Source organism: Pandoraea norimbergensis (genome assembly GCF_001465545.3).
GTDB classification, from domain to species: domain Bacteria; phylum Pseudomonadota; class Gammaproteobacteria; order Burkholderiales; family Burkholderiaceae; genus Pandoraea; species Pandoraea norimbergensis.
On the sequence record NZ_CP013480.3, the window covers coordinates 3,357,196 to 3,374,294 of the forward strand.

The 17,099-nt window shown below is 63.1% G+C and carries 9 protein-coding genes; 4 read left to right on the forward strand and 5 right to left on the reverse strand.

Annotation, left to right across the window (positions count from 1 at the left end; all coding sequences use genetic code 11):
* Positions 1–2: 2 nt before the first annotated feature.
* The 3 genes from priB to AT302_RS14605 all read right to left on the reverse strand — a co-directional run bounded on the left by priB (position 3) and on the right by AT302_RS14605 (position 5,522).
* Positions 3–305 carry a primosomal replication protein N gene (priB, locus tag AT302_RS14595; protein ID WP_058379042.1) on the reverse strand — a complete coding sequence of 101 codons (303 nt, stop codon included), beginning with the start codon at positions 303–305 and terminating at the stop codon, positions 3–5.
* A 46-nt stretch (positions 306–351) separates the two neighbouring features.
* Positions 352–729 carry a 30S ribosomal protein S6 gene (rpsF, locus tag AT302_RS14600; RefSeq protein ID WP_058379043.1) on the reverse strand — a complete coding sequence of 126 codons (378 nt, stop codon included), beginning with the start codon at positions 727–729 and terminating at the stop codon, positions 352–354.
* Between the two features lie 176 nt (positions 730–905).
* Positions 906–5,522: a hypothetical protein gene (locus tag AT302_RS14605; protein WP_157125792.1), complete on the reverse strand. Its 4,617-nt coding sequence runs from the start codon at positions 5,520–5,522 to the stop codon at positions 906–908.
* 699 nt (positions 5,523–6,221) lie between these two features.
* Between AT302_RS14605 and AT302_RS14610 the strand changes: the two genes are divergently transcribed.
* Positions 6,222–10,826, forward strand: a complete 4,605-nt coding sequence (locus tag AT302_RS14610; RefSeq protein WP_157125793.1) for a hypothetical protein — start codon at positions 6,222–6,224, stop codon at positions 10,824–10,826.
* A gap of 73 nt (positions 10,827–10,899) precedes the next feature.
* Here the strand turns inward: AT302_RS14610 and AT302_RS14615 are convergent, their stop codons facing one another.
* Complete coding sequence (locus AT302_RS14615) at positions 10,900–11,811, reverse strand: LysR family transcriptional regulator (protein WP_058379046.1); 912 nt, start codon at positions 11,809–11,811, stop codon at positions 10,900–10,902.
* Positions 11,812–11,932: 121 nt separating this feature from the next.
* Between AT302_RS14615 and gcl the strand changes: the two genes are divergently transcribed.
* From gcl to glxR, 3 genes are all read left to right on the forward strand, one after another.
* Positions 11,933–13,702 (forward strand): glyoxylate carboligase, encoded by a 1,770-nt coding sequence (gcl, locus tag AT302_RS14620; protein WP_058379047.1) that lies wholly within the window; start codon positions 11,933–11,935, stop codon positions 13,700–13,702.
* A gap of 162 nt (positions 13,703–13,864) precedes the next feature.
* Entirely contained in the window at positions 13,865–14,656 is a 792-nt protein-coding gene (gene hyi, locus AT302_RS14625; RefSeq protein ID WP_058379048.1) for a hydroxypyruvate isomerase, read from the forward strand.
* A 222-nt stretch (positions 14,657–14,878) separates the two neighbouring features.
* The gene (gene glxR, locus AT302_RS14630) at positions 14,879–15,760 is read left to right on the forward strand and encodes a 2-hydroxy-3-oxopropionate reductase (RefSeq protein ID WP_058379049.1); all 882 of its coding nucleotides are present in this window, start codon (positions 14,879–14,881) and stop codon (positions 15,758–15,760) included.
* A gap of 256 nt (positions 15,761–16,016) precedes the next feature.
* Here glxR and AT302_RS14635 read toward each other — a convergent pair whose 3' ends face one another.
* Positions 16,017–17,057 (reverse strand): asparaginase, encoded by a 1,041-nt coding sequence (locus AT302_RS14635; protein WP_058379050.1) that lies wholly within the window; start codon positions 17,055–17,057, stop codon positions 16,017–16,019.
* Positions 17,058–17,099 lie beyond the last annotated feature (42 nt).

Consider the following 17,099-nt stretch of genomic DNA (forward strand, 5'->3'; position numbering starts at 1 on the left):
GTTCAACAATCCTTTTCAAACTCTTGCAATGCTGTGATGTGAAACACCAGGGTTCGGCTATTGCGATGCTTCTTGGCGAGGAACCCAGCCCACTGAGCCGGTTTCTCGAGTCCCAATGCCATCACTTTGGCACTGATGGGACCGATCGCAACTGCCGGAATCGAGAACTCGACCTGGCGGGCAATGCCCGCTTCTTCGGTTGTTCCCGCATGGGCCAGAGTCACGTCGATCACGGGAAGCCCGGCTGGGGTATAGCGCAGCGTGCCGATTTCGACGATGCTGGCTTCTAGCCGTAAGCGATTCACGCGGTCGATGGTTCCAATGGCGCCCTGATGCGTTCCGGTGCGCTAATTACGAAGCGGCAGCTTCCGTGACGGGCGTCGCGGCAGCCTTCTTGGCTTCTTCGCGGGCCACTTCCTTCATCATCGGCGACGGGGCGGTCTCGGCCTTCTTCATGCGAACCACGAGGTGGCGCAGAACGGCGTCGTTGAACTTGAATGCATGTTCCAGTTCGTCCAGGGTGTCCTGGTCGCACTCGATGTTCATGCAAACGTAGTGAGCCTTGGCCAGCTTCTCGATCATGTAAGCCAGTTGACGACGGCCCCAGTCTTCGACGCGATGGATCTGACCAGCCTTGGCCGTCACCATGCCGCGATAGCGTTCGATCATCGCAGGCACTTGCTCGCTTTGATCGGGGTGAACAATAAATACGACTTCGTAGTGACGCATATGTAGCTCCTTTTGGAAATAGCCGCCTGAGCGTCAGATCAGTGCAGCAAGGTTGCAGAACTCGCGATTATAGCCACTTTCCCGAGACTGTTCAAGAACGGGCGGTAAACCGCCGCGCTCTCACTGCCCCCCGCCCACCCGCCGGCTGGACATCATTGGAATGTCAGGGTGCGGCGTCAGTCGTACGCTGTCTGGCGATTCCACGGGGTATGTCCCGGGGTATAGCGCTGATATAGCGTACCGCCATCCAGAAAATCGCCGACGCGCACGCGTTGCGCCGGATTATGCGTGTACGCCAACAAACCGATCAGGTGTTCGAGCGAGGAGGCATGCCCCACCACGCGGGCAACCGCGTCCGACCCGGTTTGCCCCAGCAACTCGCTAACCTCCATGACGAGCCCGTCGTACACGATCCGATCACGCGCCAGCAGCGTGTCGCGCGGCGTGTTGGTGTCCCGCATGACGGCGTCCCACGCGAGCTCGCCCTGCGCCACGACGTCGTCCATGCCCTCGATATCCGCCAGCGCGTCCTGAGCGGGCAACGCCGGCATGTAACCGGCATAAAGACTGGGGCCGGCGCTCACCAGCGAATCGCTCGTTCGCAGTGAGGCGTGGCTCACTTCGTGCAGCAGTGTCGACGCCATGACCTCCCGAGAATACCCGGCCAGCGACGAGGTATCGAAGCCGATGACCGGCCGCCCCAGATGCGGGATCAGATCGGCCTGTTCCAACGCACCGGCCAGCGCCTCGGCGATGGACCCATCGGTATTCTCCATCACACCGATGACGTCCCGACGCCGCGCTGAAGCCAGTTGCAGCCCGGTGTCCAAACGATGCAAGGCGTTGCGCAACGCGTCGGCAAGCGCCGGCGCGCTACCCGGCACAAAGCGCTCGAGCACGGCCAGTACGTCGGCGGACAGCGGCGCGAGCAGCGCTGCGCGCGCATCGCCCAGCATCGCTTCAGCCCGCGAGAACATGCTGTCGACGCGCGCCGTCAGCGTTGGCGTCTCAACGTCGCGCAAGCGACTCAGCATCGGTTGACCATTGACTTCGCGCACAGTCAACATGCCCTCCGACATCCGTTGTGTGGCCTCAAATCTGGCGACGTCCTGAGGTGTCATGCGCCCCAGCGCCACACTGAACGCTCTGTTGCTGTTTGGCGGAATGGTGAAACGGTACGCACGGTGGCGGGTCATCACAACGCCAAAACTCTCGCCTGTCGCGTCGATCGCCTCCGCATAGGGAAGTGCCATCTGAATCTCAACGGTATCTTCCAGAACCCGTCGCCCCTGGCTCGGCCGCGGTTGGGCAGCGATTGCCGCACGCAGCCGCATTCGCCGTCGCACATGCTCGGCATCGCGAATGTCGTCCAGCTCGACGTGAAACGCGACGCGCACATGCCCACTCAGTGGCAGCGCCGTGCCCACTGGCTGAAGCCCGGCTTTCAGCCTGCCGATTTCTCGCGATGGCGCGGTCGGCCCAAGCCCTCCTGCACGCCACATGATGGCGTTCCCCACAAGCCAATAGTCGTCGTGAATGCCTGCCGTCGGCCATTCGACACGCGTCGCGCGCACCGCGACATCATTGAGATCGATCCGTTGCCACCGGCCGTTGAGGTCGCGCCTGCGGCACTCGGGAGACCCTGCGAATTGAGGTGTTTGAATGCGCAGTTCGGGTTGTCCGATCAGGACGTCACATGCCGTCAGCAGCGACGGTGGCGCACGACGTACCCGCGCACCGGCCACCGGCGCAACGCACGGGGCAGATTCGCGCGGCGCTTCGATGCGCCCGTCGTGCGACGCGACGTTCTCTTGCCTGCCCCGCGTGAGCCGGTCCGCATCATCGATGCCGAGCCATGGGCCATAAGCTTTCCCCGTGTGCGGATTCGCGAGACGTACGCCCTCCCCGTCATGCCGAACTACGACGTGCTCGCGCTCACCCAGACTGGCAAGCGCCAGCGTCTCGCCGCCGCCCAAACCCGCACCGCTCGCACGCAACTCACCCGCCTGCGCAGGTGACACATACCAGACCCCATCCCGATGCAGGAAGACAGCGCCGCGATCCGCATCACGCCCCCACCGATCGGCCACGCGCGAAAGAAGCGGCAGACTGCCGATACGCATCAACCAGCGACGCCCGAATCCCGGCAGACGAAGCATGCCCCTCACACCGAGTTCCACACCCGGGTCGGCAAATCGTGCGAGCGCCACGCCGGTGTGTTTGAACTGCGCATTGGCGACGTCGATGGCGACGGACACCGCCGGGTCGGACAACACACGTGTAAATCCCCCCGCCAGACCGGCACGGCGAACGACATTCTGCGAGACCTCTTCAAGCACGGCCCCGACCAGCGTCCTGCTCACCTGCAACACCGCCCTCTCGGCCATCACCGCCGCGTGTACCAGCGGAATGGCGCTGGCAACATCGATGCCGCAGTCGAGCAACGCAATGCGGTAACTCCCCGACGTCACGTCATCAACGCAGTTATAGAACGGAATAAAACCGAGCACCGCACGTCGGACAGCCTCCCGATGCGCTTCGGTCGGCGTCTTGCCGTAAGCCCCGTCCCTGAATGCCTTTAGCCGCGCACCGAACTCCCGGGCCACGGCAAGCGTCGGTGACTCGTGCGGCGTGTCTGCCTCCGGCGCGATCGTACGGTACGTAGCCATATCGCCTTGCGTGAGCTTCGGCGCACCTTCCGCCGGACCGAAGAGCGTTTCTGGCGAAGCCCGCAGCCACGCTTCGGTACGTCCGTCATAGGCCGAGATTCTCAACGCCGACAGCGTCACTGCGAAGTGCCGTGTTATCCCGCCCATCGTGGCATCGACGAACACCACATTCGTCGCTTCCCTATTGACGATTTCCGTCCGGGGCTCGCCGACAAAATGTCGCCGCGTATTGGAACTCGCAGCGGCCAAAGGCACGATCATCTTCACGCTGGGCACACGGATCTGCCACGCTCCGCACGTCCAATGGCGAAAATCGTCCGGCGAAAGCGCCCTCACCAGCCCCTCAAGCGCGGGCAGCAGAATCGTGTCCCGGGCATGTTTCACACTGGCAGCGAACTCGGCGTCAAAGCGCTCCGTGAGCCCATCGGAATCAAGCCCTGCGTTGCGCAATCGCTCGCTCAGTTCGGGGTCGATACGGTCGATGTCGTCCATGCAGCCATCGAGAATCAGGTCTTCCATGGCAATCGGATCACCGGGCTTGACGCAGTCTCCACGCATCGCCCTGAGCAACTTCGCGCCCGCCTTCACAAGCAGCCGCGAAGCGCTGTTCTGAATACTCGGCGGCCCTTCGTCAACGGCGAAGTACACCGATTCGTCCTCCGGCAGCTGCTTGGCTAGTTCGCGCGACAGTATCGCCTTGCGCGTTGGCAACTCACCGCGCAATGCCTCCATGCCATTGGCAACCGGCGCGCCGAAAACCGGATGCATGCGCTCGTCGAACGCGTCGATAGCCGACTGCATGGCAGTCGCGACGGGTAAGCCTGCATCTCGCAGGTCGATTAGTCCCTGTGCGTGGGCATGAAGCAGAATCGGCTCGGCATTGATATGGAAAAACGTTTCGATGGCCGTGCCGTTGTCGTTGGCGCTCTCGATCGCACTCTCGTAAGCCGTCATGGCCAACGCTGTCAATTCCGGCGGCGACATCTGCCAGGCGTCCGGCCCGGCCATCGTCATGCCGATGCGGGTAAGCGCCCACGGCAAATCGCCCACTCGCATCGTGCCCATGCTGCCGTGCAGGCCGAGCGTCGGATCGATCAGCGCCCCCACCGTCCGATACACCCACGAACGCGCATCGCCAAGGTCCCAGCGCTCGCTGCCAAATACCCAGTCACCAAGCCGCGCCCGCAGCAAGTGAGCGTCGGGCACACCCACCGCGAACGTACTTTCGCCATTTCGGGCATCACGCTCGATTTCGCAAGTTTGCCGCTGATGATCGGGATGCAGCCAGGTCAGCCACTGTCTGCGCAGCGACGCAGGAATCATCGTCGGATCGTCGCCGTGTACCGGCCAGATCATCGCCGTCAGTACGCGTACGAAGGTCGCCTGAACAAACGTCGGGTCGTCTTGCATGGACGACCAACGAGCGCCATATCCCAACGAAATACCCGCGCGGGTGACCAATGCGTCAAAGGCCGTCGAAACGAAGTTCGCAGCGTCCCACGGCGAGCGATTGGGCTCGGCGGCCGGTCGCAGGCAACGATATAGCGTGAGCAACGCCGACTCGCGCGTTTTCAACCGATCGGCACTTTCGCCCGCCGTCGCCTCGCCGCAGAATTCCGTCAGAAATGCGGCGAACGGGGGGCCATCGAGAAAATCGGTCAGGTTGCCGCGACTGAGCCAGTCTTGACTCAGCAGCGACGCGGCCCCTGCGGTGACGATGGTGTCGTTGGCGCCTGCCGCACGAAGTGCGCGCGGCACACGGGGCCCTTGGGGTGGATGCGTCGGCCGGGTAAGCGTTGCCGCATCACCGGGCATCTCGCCCAGCAGGCGCGAAACGGACACTGATGGCACCGTGGCAGTCACTGTGGCAGGCAGGTAGCGCTGGCGTATGGCCATATCGAAATCGCTGTTGACGGACGCCCCGTCGCGCGATCTGGCGCTGCCACGGTAACTCGGCATGCTGCGCGCCACCACCACTGGGCAAGCAACACTCAGCAGTGCCGCCCCCATAAGTAACGTCTTCCACCCCTCCGATCTGGCCGTATCAGTGGTGGCCCGCACGCGCGCCGATACGGCCGGGGGCGCAAGCGATGCCGGTGACGCGGGCACGCGCGCGGTGCGCATGGGCTTCACCCATCGCAAACTTGCCGTCCAGGTCTGGGCCCCACGGTGTTGTCCGATATGGCGAAGCGCGTCGGCAGCGCCGCCCGCATGAGCCCGCCTTGGCTGACGTGAATGGCTTCGCGTGTGAAACGACGACTTTTGCATGTTGACTCTCGGTTGACGGTGCCGCCGGTCAATCCGGCCGACACCCAGCGCGTCATCATGCGTGTCATCGCAGTGCATCATTTCTTGGATCGGACGAGGCGTTACTGACCTTGACGGGGTGATCGGACAAATCCCCGCGTGACGCCGTCAATTGCCGAACTGGCAGGATCACAAACTTCACATGATGGCCTCGTGGGTGCTGGCCGGATCGGCCGATCCAGTACGCCACGCTTCATGTGAGGTCATATGTCCAAGGCATCTTCTTGTGCCACGCGTCTGACGGGATGTTCTCCGGGTTCAGGCACACCGCCGCACGCGCGCTCGCAACGCGCGCGACCGGTGTCAGGCAACGAAAACATGCAGCGCGTGGCGCACTTGCGCCGCAATCAACGTTGGCACGAAGACATCCAGTGCGTGCGGGGTCATGCCGCCACCGGGAAGGTGCAACTCAAGGCCCGGGGACGCGCCGGCGTCACCCCGCCACACTCACCGTCGGAAGCACCCTCTGAAGCACCGTCAGATAAAGCAGACGGGGCGCCATGGAAGGCGTTGTTGATGAGTACCGCCCTGTTGATGGCCGCCTGCCCGCCGGGCGCCGCTGCACGCCCCCGCCACGCTCGCGATGCATCGTCAATGTCGCCCGCGACCGACGTGTTCACGGGCGCGCGCAGCGAGCTCATGACGACGGCGCCCCCCCGGATGGCGGGCCAATCCGTCACCGTCATGGCCGCGATGTCGCACGCCGCAACACTGCGGGGTACGCAAGCGCTGACGGCAATGCCAACCGGGCCAGCCTCCACGTCCCCACTGTCCACCCAGCACCCCGGCATCGAATTCGATTCCCCGGCGGCGACACCCGCCACCCTGCTTGACGACTGGCTCACGGCGGGCGACCTGAGCGTCTTTCTCGACGGGCCGTCGTTCGCCGATTTTGTCGCGATGTTCGGCAACGGCACGCCCCCGGGCGACACTCGTGCATCGTTTCTGTGCGCGCTCTATCAGGCACTTGATCCGCAGGATATGCCGGGCTTCTCACCGTGGGATGCCTCAAATTTCAACCGCACGGCCACGGACGCATTCGGCAAGGAAGTCCGGGCCATCGACGCCCTGCTGCAACGCATCGCGCTGTCGTCGGGTTACGGTTCGGCCGCCGCCTCGCATGCGGACCCCATTTTTCAGCAGGGCATGCTGGCCCGGTTGCTGCGCGCCATGATATTTCCCGACTTGCGCAATGCGAACGATCGAATTCCAACGAAGCTTCGTACCCAATGGCTAACGTGGCTCCGACGTGATGATTTCAATGCGTCATGCGCGACTGGGGATGCCGGAAACGTCGATAGCGCTCGGAATGCAGATCAATTGCTCACACGTCTGGGCGACACGGTTTTCGCAGACGAGCGCAACGATCTAACGAAGGCAAAGTCGTGGGCTTACCGGCTGTTGGGCGCCTTGTTCGACCCGATCTTGGCCGTCGATGCAAACGCTCCCCCTGTGCGCGTGGGCAGCCTGCCTTGGGCATTGCAGCGAATCGGTATGCGCATGACCGGCGCGAACGCGTGGCAGCTGAGCGCCGCTGAGTTGGTCACGACAGCCGCGACGGCTTACATGACGGCACTCGAACACGCGCCCGACGCACTCGTCGCATTTTTTCATGCGAATGCCGACGTCGTACTGCTGTTTGCGCATGCCACGGGCACCGTCGATTTGCGCGACGAGCAAGTCATGGCAGCGGCAGCATTGAAAGATGCGATGGATTTGTTCCACGTCCAGATGCGCGAATCGTTCGCGAACGATCACGCCGAGTGGCTCGACGCCTTGCAAGGCGAGCTGCCGACTCGCGCAGCAATACTGACGCGCGAACTTGCTGCACAGCTCCCGGAAGACGAGTCGGTGTACTTCACCGTTGCGCCGTTGCCAATTCTTTTCGAGACGACTCATTTGGGGAGACTTGTCACGGTCGCTGCGGAATTGTTCAGGACATTACGCGGCGACTGCGTACAGCGGGACGAGTATTCCGCCATGGAAGACCTGATTCTCGACGGGTGCATGGATGACATACGTCGCATAGATGCCGCACTCGGCGAACGGCTGTGCGACGCACGACTCGATACCCAAGGCATCAATGCGCGCTTCGACGCCGAGTTCACTGCCGGTGTGACACACATTCGCGACGTGATTTTGCGGCCGGCGCTGGAGGCACTCACCAGCGGGCTCGCATCGGAAGATTTCCGGCACTGGACATGCGGTACGTGGAAGATGCGCGTGCCCACCGTGAGGCTGCTTGAGCCGGGCGAATCGTCAAACGCCCACTCCTGTGCGTCTTGTGCGGGGGGGTTCTCCGAGGGCCAGTTCGCCGACACCGAAGCAACGCATACCGTTTTCGTCGTTACCACATTGGACGGCGTGACAAACCACTTCGTCGTCACGCTTTCACCGCTCAAGATCGAGCGATTCGATGGCGACACCGATGCTTGGCTGCTTACCTATCCTCGCAAACTGCTCGGCACGCAAGGTGATGATCCACCACAGCGTGCGCGCAACGACATCGCACGATATCGGACGATCGCGCCTGCACCGGGCAAGCCGCACGAATCACCAACCCGAGCACTCGCAGCCGAATTCAGTGGCCGGCTGGAGGCATTTCGGCGCGCCGCTTATGGCAAAACGCCGACCGAATCGCATCGGGAGTCCGTCCATCGGTTACTGCTCGGGTTCGTGCCCTTCCATAACTGCGCCGACGACGTGCAAACCGGCAGCTATCGGCGAGCGTTGGTCGACTGCGGTATCGATGTTGTCGGCGCCATTCCATTGGCTTATGCCGCCATTACTGCGCAGAAGGCTACGTGGCAGGCGTCGCGTCTGCTGATGCAGGCCGCCCTCGACGATCTGTCGCACGGCGTCGCGCGCCGAGCCGGCTTGACCGGGGCGGCTCGTGTTGTCCCGCACTTGCTCGCGGAGCCAGCCGTGCTTGCCGCCGTCGATCTCGCCAACCTTCGCCTGACCCAGACAGGGTTGGCGGCGGTACGCTTCGTTGACCCGGGATTTGAGTTGGCAACGCGGGCAACGCTGCACTTGCCGGACTTTGCGCTGCGCCTTCGTGACAAGCTTCGCACCATGAAAATCACCGCGAGCGCGGCCAACGCGTGGGCACGCGATGCCGAGGCCGCCGTGACCTATGTGCGCCATGCAGGGGTGTGGCAAGTGCCGCATGAACAGACCGAAGCCTTCAACGCCGCCGCCCCGATCGTCGCGGGCGATGGCCGACCACTCGATCTGGTTGAGTGGGATGCGCACGCCAGCGCCGTTGTGAAACGCGATGGGGCGTGGCTTCGCCTGGCAAATCCGCACTCTGGAAAAACCTACGGGCCGGCATTTTCGATCCATGGGCAGGGGAAGCTTATCGCGCCGGCCCGCGTAACACTGCGCACGCGCGATGCACCCAGTGCGCTGACTCCAGCAGTCAACGACCCCTCGGTGGCGGCCGCCCCCGAGGCGTGCCTCGCCCCTGCAACATCGCGCAAACGCCGCGCCTTGGCGCGCGGCACGGTACCTTGCGCGATCCTCTCCCGGCAACAAGGCGCAAAATCTGCGGTCGTCACCTCGTTGTTCCACGAGCCACCGCCCTTGCGACACTTCGACACGAAGACCCAGCAGTGGCTCGATGTCGATGCCAATGACGTCGCGGCACGCGTCAGCGAGGTGGTATGGCCATCCCCCGATACGTTCGATGAGTACTATCTGAAGGGCAACCATGTGTTCTGGTGCCCCACCACACAAGGCGCGAAGCAACATTATCTGCTCGCCGGCGTACTGCGTCTGCCGCCAGTGCTCACCGGCAAGGTATATCCCGAACATGGCTACGTGCGCATCGATGTGACGATCGATCTCGATAGCCTGGCGGACCCGTTGCACTTCGAACGTCGACGTGCGCTTTACGCCGCACGCGCGATGGAGAAGGAAAGTCGGGCTACGGAACAGGCGCCCGGCACCAGCCGCGGACACACAAAGGCCCCTGAAGGGGCGTTCACTCTGAGCGTGGCATTACCCTACGCGGAGACAGTGGTGCAAGGGAACGATCAGCCCGCCGTGGTGCTGTTGGGCGCGAGCAGCTACGGCTTTTTCATGCACAGGCCCCGGGGACAGACGCAGCGCCCCTACCCGGTGTCGTTTGCACCGCTCGATCCGGCGGCGCAGCAAAATTTTCAAACGTTCCAGGCCGCCTTGCATAGCGATCTGAATGCGCGCTGGGTCGGCGAGACCCAAATGCTCAGCAGTCTGCGCGATCTCGACTCCCCGGGTCTGGAGGCCCAATTCGATCGCATTTTTGGCCGGGCCGAGAGCCTGCTGGTGGAGGCACGTACTGCGCTCAATGGTGAGCTCGCGCCCATGGTGATGTGTTTGCTCGATCGCTTCGTGCCGGGTAAGGCCCATGAGCTGGCGGCTGCGCTCTCCCCGGTCCTTGCAAAAATGCATGCGGGGTTGCAAACAGCCCGGCGCGAGCGGGACACCGTCATGGGTGTCATGGAAAACATCTCTGGCGCCGTGGCCGAGGCGCTCTACGGCACACTAGGACACCCGGAGTATGCGTCCAACTTGGCGCGGCCCGTGATCGGCTTTGATACGTCCGCATTGGCATCGATGCCCGACGAAATGCTGGCGGCGGTGCTGTTGCACGAAATCTCTCATGCCACCGTGGCCAGCAGCGACGCACTCTCCGACGGACGCGACCTTTACGCGGGCGTGATCCCGGCGCCTCGCACCCAGAGGGAATTGCCGACCATGGTCCCCGCGCCGCCCAACGAGCACGGTGAGCACGGTGAGCACGGTGAGCACGGAGGACAGAGTGACAATCGTTTTCCGCCCGATGTCATGGATCGCTCTGACACCCCTCGCTACCACTTGGTCGTGCGCGACTATCTCGTGCACGATGGCTTGCGTGTCGACATTGGCCAGATGCTGAACCAGCAGGGGGATAACGCCATCAGGAACATCGTGCAACACGCCGATTCCCTGGAACACCTGATTCTCACGATTGCCTATGCGCAAGATCCCGCCCAACATGGCCGGATCGGTGGCCTGATGCGCCGGGAGACAACGGTCTATCAGCGCTACACCCCGACCCATACCCCATGGGCACACCGTACGTCGCCGGGCACGTAAGGAATCGGGGCAATCATCCGGCGGGTGACGCCCTCCTGCCGGAGATACTGCCCATCCGTTGGCCGAACGCGCCCTACTCCTGCTCCAGCCAGTAATTCGGCCGCGCAAAGACCTGCCGCAGATGGTCGATGAACAGACGCACGCGGGCCGGCTGGAAGCGTTGCTGGGGGTAGACGGCAAGGATGTCGTAATCCGGCAGGGCGTACTCGTCGAGCACGGTTTCGAGTTCACCCGATAGCAACTCGCGCTGAATTTCCCACGTCGAGCGCCAGCCGAGCCCGAGCCCTTCGAGCGCCCAGCGGTGCAGCAACTCACCGTCGTTGCAGTCGAGATTGCCGTTCACGCGGGTGGTGACGAGCTTGCCCTGACGCTTGAAGTACCAGCCGCGTTGCTGCCCGCCTTGCAGGTTGAACGCCAGACAATTGTGTTTCGCCAGATCTTCCAGCGTCTTGGGCCGCCCGTGCCGTGCGAAGTACGCGGGCGTGCCGCATACCACGCGCCGGTTCTGGGCCAGCTTCACGGCGACGAAGTTGGGATCGACCGAGCCGCCGATGCGAATCCCCATGTCATAGCCCTCGCGCACGATGTCCACCACGCGATCGGTCAGGTTGAACGAAATCTGCACTTCCGGATGCTGGCGCAAAAACGTGGGGGCATGCGGCGCCACGTGCTTGCGCCCGAACGCCGCCGGGGCCGAGACGATCAGGTGGCCCGACACCGCGTGCCGCCCGGCGCTGATTTCGTTCTCGGCCATGTCCCAGTCGCCCAGCAACTGCTTGCAGCGCTCGAGAAAAGCGCCGCCCTCTTCCGACAGCGCGAGCCGCCGCGTCGACCGGTACATGAGCTTGATGCCCAGCCGCTTTTCGAGCGCGTCGATGCGCCGCCCGAGAATCACCGGCGAGACGCCCTCCTTGAGCGCCGCCGCCGCCAGACTGCCCGCTTCGGCCACCTGCACGAAGGTCTCGATCTGCTTGTAACGGTCCATCCCGCCTCCATTCGATACTTTTTGTTATTAAAAAAACGATCTTTTGTGATCTTATCAAACAAATCGTACCGGCTTAAAGTGGCTTCCAAGATCATTACCGATTACACATTGGAGGAGTCACATGGCCAAGATGACCGCCGTAGAGGCCGCCGTTCGGGTGCTGGAGAAGGAAGGCATCACCACCGCGTTCGGCGTGCCGGGCGCAGCAATCAACCCGTTCTATTCGGCACTGCGCAAGGCCGGCAGCGTCGAGCACGTGCTCGCGCGCCACGTCGAAGGTGCGTCGCACATGGCCGAAGGCTATACCCGTGCAGAAGCCGGCAACATCGGCGTGTGTATCGGTACGTCGGGCCCCGCCGGCACCGATATGATCACGGGTCTGTACTCGGCACAAGCCGACTCGATCCCCATTCTGTGCATTACGGGTCAGGCACCGCGCGCCCGTCTGTACAAGGAAGATTTCCAGGCTGTCGATATCGAATCGATCGCCAAGCCGGTGACCAAGTGGGCCGTGACCGTGCGTGAGCCGGCACTCGTGCCGCGCGTGTTCCAGCAGGCTTTCCACCTGATGCGCTCGGGCCGCCCGGGTCCGGTGCTGATCGACCTGCCGTTCGACGTGCAAGTTGCCGAGATCGAATTCGATCCCGATACCTACGAGCCGCTGCCGGTCTACAAGCCCGCTGCCACGCGCGCACAGGCTGAGAAGGCGATCCAGATGCTGCTCGCCTCGGAGCGTCCGTTGATCGTGTCGGGTGGCGGTGTGATCAACGCCGACGCTGCCGACCTGCTGGTCGAATTCGCCGAGACCGTCAATGTGCCGGTCGTCCCCACGCTCATGGGCTGGGGCACCATCGCCGACGATCACCCGCTGATGGCCGGCATGGTCGGTCTGCAAACGTCGCACCGCTTCGGCAACGCGACGATGCTCGCCGCCGACTTCGTGATGGGCATCGGCAACCGCTGGGCCAACCGCCACACCGGTAGCGTCGACGTCTTCACCAAGGGCCGCAAGTTCGTGCACGTCGACATCGAGCCGACGCAAATCGGCCGCGTGTTCGGTCCGGACTACGGCATCGTCTCCGATGCGAAGGCTGCGCTCACGCTGTTCGTCGAAGTGGCCAAGGAACTGAAGGCTGCCGGGCGTCTGCCGGATCGCTCGCAGTGGGTCGCCGACTGCCAGAAGCGCAAGCGCACGATGCTGCGCCGCTCCGACTTCGATCAGGTGCCGATCAAGCCGCAACGCGTGTATCAGGAAATGAACGCCTTCTTCGGCCGCGACGTGCGTTACGTCTCGACCATCGGCCTGTCGCAAATTGCGGCCGCACAGTTCCTGCACGTGAACAAGCCGCGTCACTGGGTCAACTGCGGTCAGGCCGGCCCGCTGGGCTGGACCGTGCCGGCAGCGATCGGTGTGAAGGTGGCATCGCCGTCATCGGACGTGGTGGCCATCTCGGGCGACTACGACTTCCAGTTCATGATCGAAGAACTGGCCGTGGCAGCACAGTTCAAGGTGCCGTACATCCACGTCGTGGTGAACAACTCGTATCTGGGCCTGATCCGTCAGGCACAGCGCAACTTCGACATGGATTACTGCGTGCAGCTCGCGTTCGAAAACGTGAACTCGCCGGAATTGAACGGCTACGGCGTCGATCACGTGAAGGTTGCCGAAGGTCTGGGCGTGAAGGCCATCCGCGTGCATCAGCCGAACGACATCCAGCCCGCCTTCGAGCAAGCTCGCAAGCTGATGGCCGAGTTCTCGGTGCCGGTGATCGTGGAAGTGATTCTCGAGCGCGTGACCAACATTGCGATGGGCACCGAAATCAACAACGTCAATGAGTTCGAAGAAATCATCGACGTCGTGGAAGAAGACAACAGCGCCGTGACGGCGTAAGCCGCCCGCCTGTGACCCGTTTGCGGGGCGTGTGCGTCCCCTCCGATAAGACCTAGACCCCCTTATCGGCCCAGCACGCGCCCTGCAATCCCTGCTTTACCTGTTTCACCCTGAATCGAATCGTCGAAACCACCCCCTATAAGAAAGAGAGGAGTCAGCGCAATGACGAAATTTGCCGCCAATCTGACCATGCTGTTCAACGAGGTGCCGTTCCTCGACCGCTTCAAGGCGGCCGCCGCAGCGGGTTTTCGTGGCGTGGAGTTCCTGTTTCCGTATGCATTCCATCGCGACCAGATCGCCGACAAACTGAACCAGTACCAGCTTGATCTGGTGCTGCACAACCTGCCGGCCGGCAACTGGGAAGCGGGTGAGCGCGGTATCGCGATCTTCCCCGAGCGCATCGCCGAGTTCCGCGACGGCGTGGGCGAAGCCATCACCTACGCCAAGGCGCTGGGCGTGAAGCAACTGAATTGCCTCGTGGGCAAGCAAGGTGCCGATCTGTCGACCGAAGCCGCCCGCGAAACGCTCGTCGGCAACCTGCGCTTTGCCGCCGACGCGCTCAAGGCCGAAGGCATCCGCCTGCTGGTCGAGCCGATCAACACGTACGACATCCCGGGTTTCTTCGTGAACCGCACGAAGCAGGCGCTGGAAATCTTCGACGACGTGGGCTCGGACAACCTGTTCTTGCAGTACGACATCTATCACATGCAACGCATGGAAGGTGAGCTCGCCAAGACCATCGAGACGAATCTGGCGCGCATCGCCCACGTGCAGTTGGCCGACAACCCGGGCCGCAATGAACCGGGCACGGGCGAGATCAACTACGCGTACCTGTTCGCCCTGCTCGATCGCATCGGCTACACCGGCTGGATCGGCTGCGAGTACAAGCCCGCCACCACCACGACCGACGGTCTGGGTTGGTTCAAGGCGGCGGGGCTGCGCGAAGCGGCATAAGTTCGACGCCGCTTACGCGTACGTACGCGCAAGCACAAGACAAGCACGACACAAGCAAAGCTGCTGACGGCGTTTCGACGAGGAAGGGCCCCGCCGGCCGCATGCAGGGGGCATGCGGCCGGAGCACGGGGATACGGGCAACGACTGCCCGCCTCGCTGACCGGCAGCCGCAGTGGCAGCAGCAGCGACAACATTCAAACTTTGGCAACAAGGAGTCTCGAAATGGCACAACTCGGTTTTATTGGTCTGGGCATCATGGGCGCGCCGATGGCGAAGCATCTGCAAAACGCCGGTCACAAGCTGTTCCTGTACGAGCGCCGCACGCCCCCGCAAGACCTGATCGACGGTCAGGCGACGTGCTGCACGTCGGCCAAGGAAGTCGCCAAGCGTGCCGACATCATCTTCGTGATGGTGCCGGACACTCCCGACGTCGGTAACGTGCTGTTCGGTGAAGACGGTTTGGCCGAAGGCCTGTCGGCGGGCAAGATCGTGGTCGACATGAGCTCGATCTCGCCGATCGAAACGAAGGAATACGCCAAGAAGATCAAGGCGCTGGGCTGCGAATACCTCGACGCACCGGTCTCGGGCGGCGAAGTCGGCGCGAAGGCTGCCTCGCTGTCGATCATGGTCGGTGGCTCGCAAGCCGCGTTCGACGACGTCAAGCCGTTCTTCGAACTGATGGGCAAGAACATCACGCTCGTGGGCGAAAGCGGTGCCGGTCAGACCTGCAAGGTCGCCAACCAGATCGTCGTCGCACTCACCATCGAAGCCGTGGGCGAAGCCCTGCTGTTCGCCTCGAAGGCTGGTGCCGACCCCGCCAAGGTGCGTGAGGCACTGATGGGCGGCTTTGCTTCGTCGCGCATTCTGGAAGTGCACGGCGAGCGCATGGTCAAGCGCAACTTCGAACCGGGCTTCCGCATCTCGCTGCACCAGAAGGACCTGAATCTGGCGCTGCAAAGTGCGAAGGCACTCGGCGTGTCGCTGCCCAACACGGCGACGTGCCAAGAGCTGTTCAACGCCTGCGCCGCCAACGGTGGTTCGAGCTGGGATCACTCGGGTATGGTGCGCGCGCTGGAACTGCTCTCCAACCACACGGTTGCCTGACCTTAGTCAGCGAATCTCACGCCCTGCCCTCGGGCCGGGCGTGAATCATCGGGTAGTTCGCGAGAAGATGAAGAAGCGGCCGCCACAGGCCGCCAGCAAGACCAGCAGGTCTAGTCAGGGGAGGTGAATGCGTCACACCACGCGAGTGGCGCATCGCTGAAACGGTAACGGCGCGAGTCGCATGACTGGCGCCGTATTTTTTTGCCTGCGTTCGTCGTGCCGATCAAGTCTCGATCACGTCACGATCCCGTCGCGATCAATACTCGTCGAACAGACTCTGCAAGCGATCGCGCGGCACACCGGCCTGCAAGGCCAGCATCAGCAGCACGCGCGCCTTGTACGGATGCAGATTGCCTGCACTCACAAAACCATACTGATCGTCGGGTGCCGCACCGTTATGCATCACGTGGCCACTGCCGACACGCGCAGCGCGCACCACCGCCACACCCCGCTGCACAGCCTCGGCAAGCGACTGTTGCAGCAGCGAATGCAGCGAACCGTTGCCGGTGCCCGCCACCACGATGCCCTGCACGCCCGCCTCGACCAGTGCATCGACGGCAATGCGTGAAACCCCCGCATAGCTCGACACCACTTCCACCGCCGGCAGTTCGCCCGACAAGCCAACGAATTCGCTTTCGACCGTGTGGTATTGCAGCGCAGCACGCTGGAAGGCAACGCGCTCGTCCTGCACCCAGCCGAGCACACCGATTTCCGGCGACAGGAACGCATCCACTGCATACGTGCTGGTCTTGATGACGTCGCGTGCACAGTGAATCTGATTATTGATGGCGACCAGCACGCCGCGCCCCGCCGAGATCGGGTCGGTCGCGACACGCACGGCATTGAGCAAATTGAGCGGACCGTCGGCAGACAGTGCCGTCGCCGGACGCATGGCCGCCGTGATCACGACCGGCTTGCGGCTATTGACCGTCAGATGCAAGTAATACGCGGTCTCTTCGAGCGTATCGGTGCCGTGGGTAATCACGGCCCCGGCGACGTCAGGCTGCGAGAGCAAAGCGTTCAGGCGTGCGGCAAGCTTCTGCCACAGCGAACAGCTCATGTCCTTGCTGTCGATCTGCGCGACTTGCTCGGCATGGATATGCGCAATGCTGCCCAGCGCCGGCACGGCAGCGAGCAGGTCCTGTACACCGAGCGCACCCGCCTGATAACCGGCCGTACGCGTCGCGTCGGGGGCGCTGCCTGCGATCGTGCCGCCCGTGGCGAGCAGCACAATGCGCGGCAATTCGCCGGTGGACACGGTGTAATGAGGGGTCGGATTAAAAGAGGTCAAAGTCATGCCAGCGATTGTATCGAATCCTGCCCCGGTTCCCAATCGCGG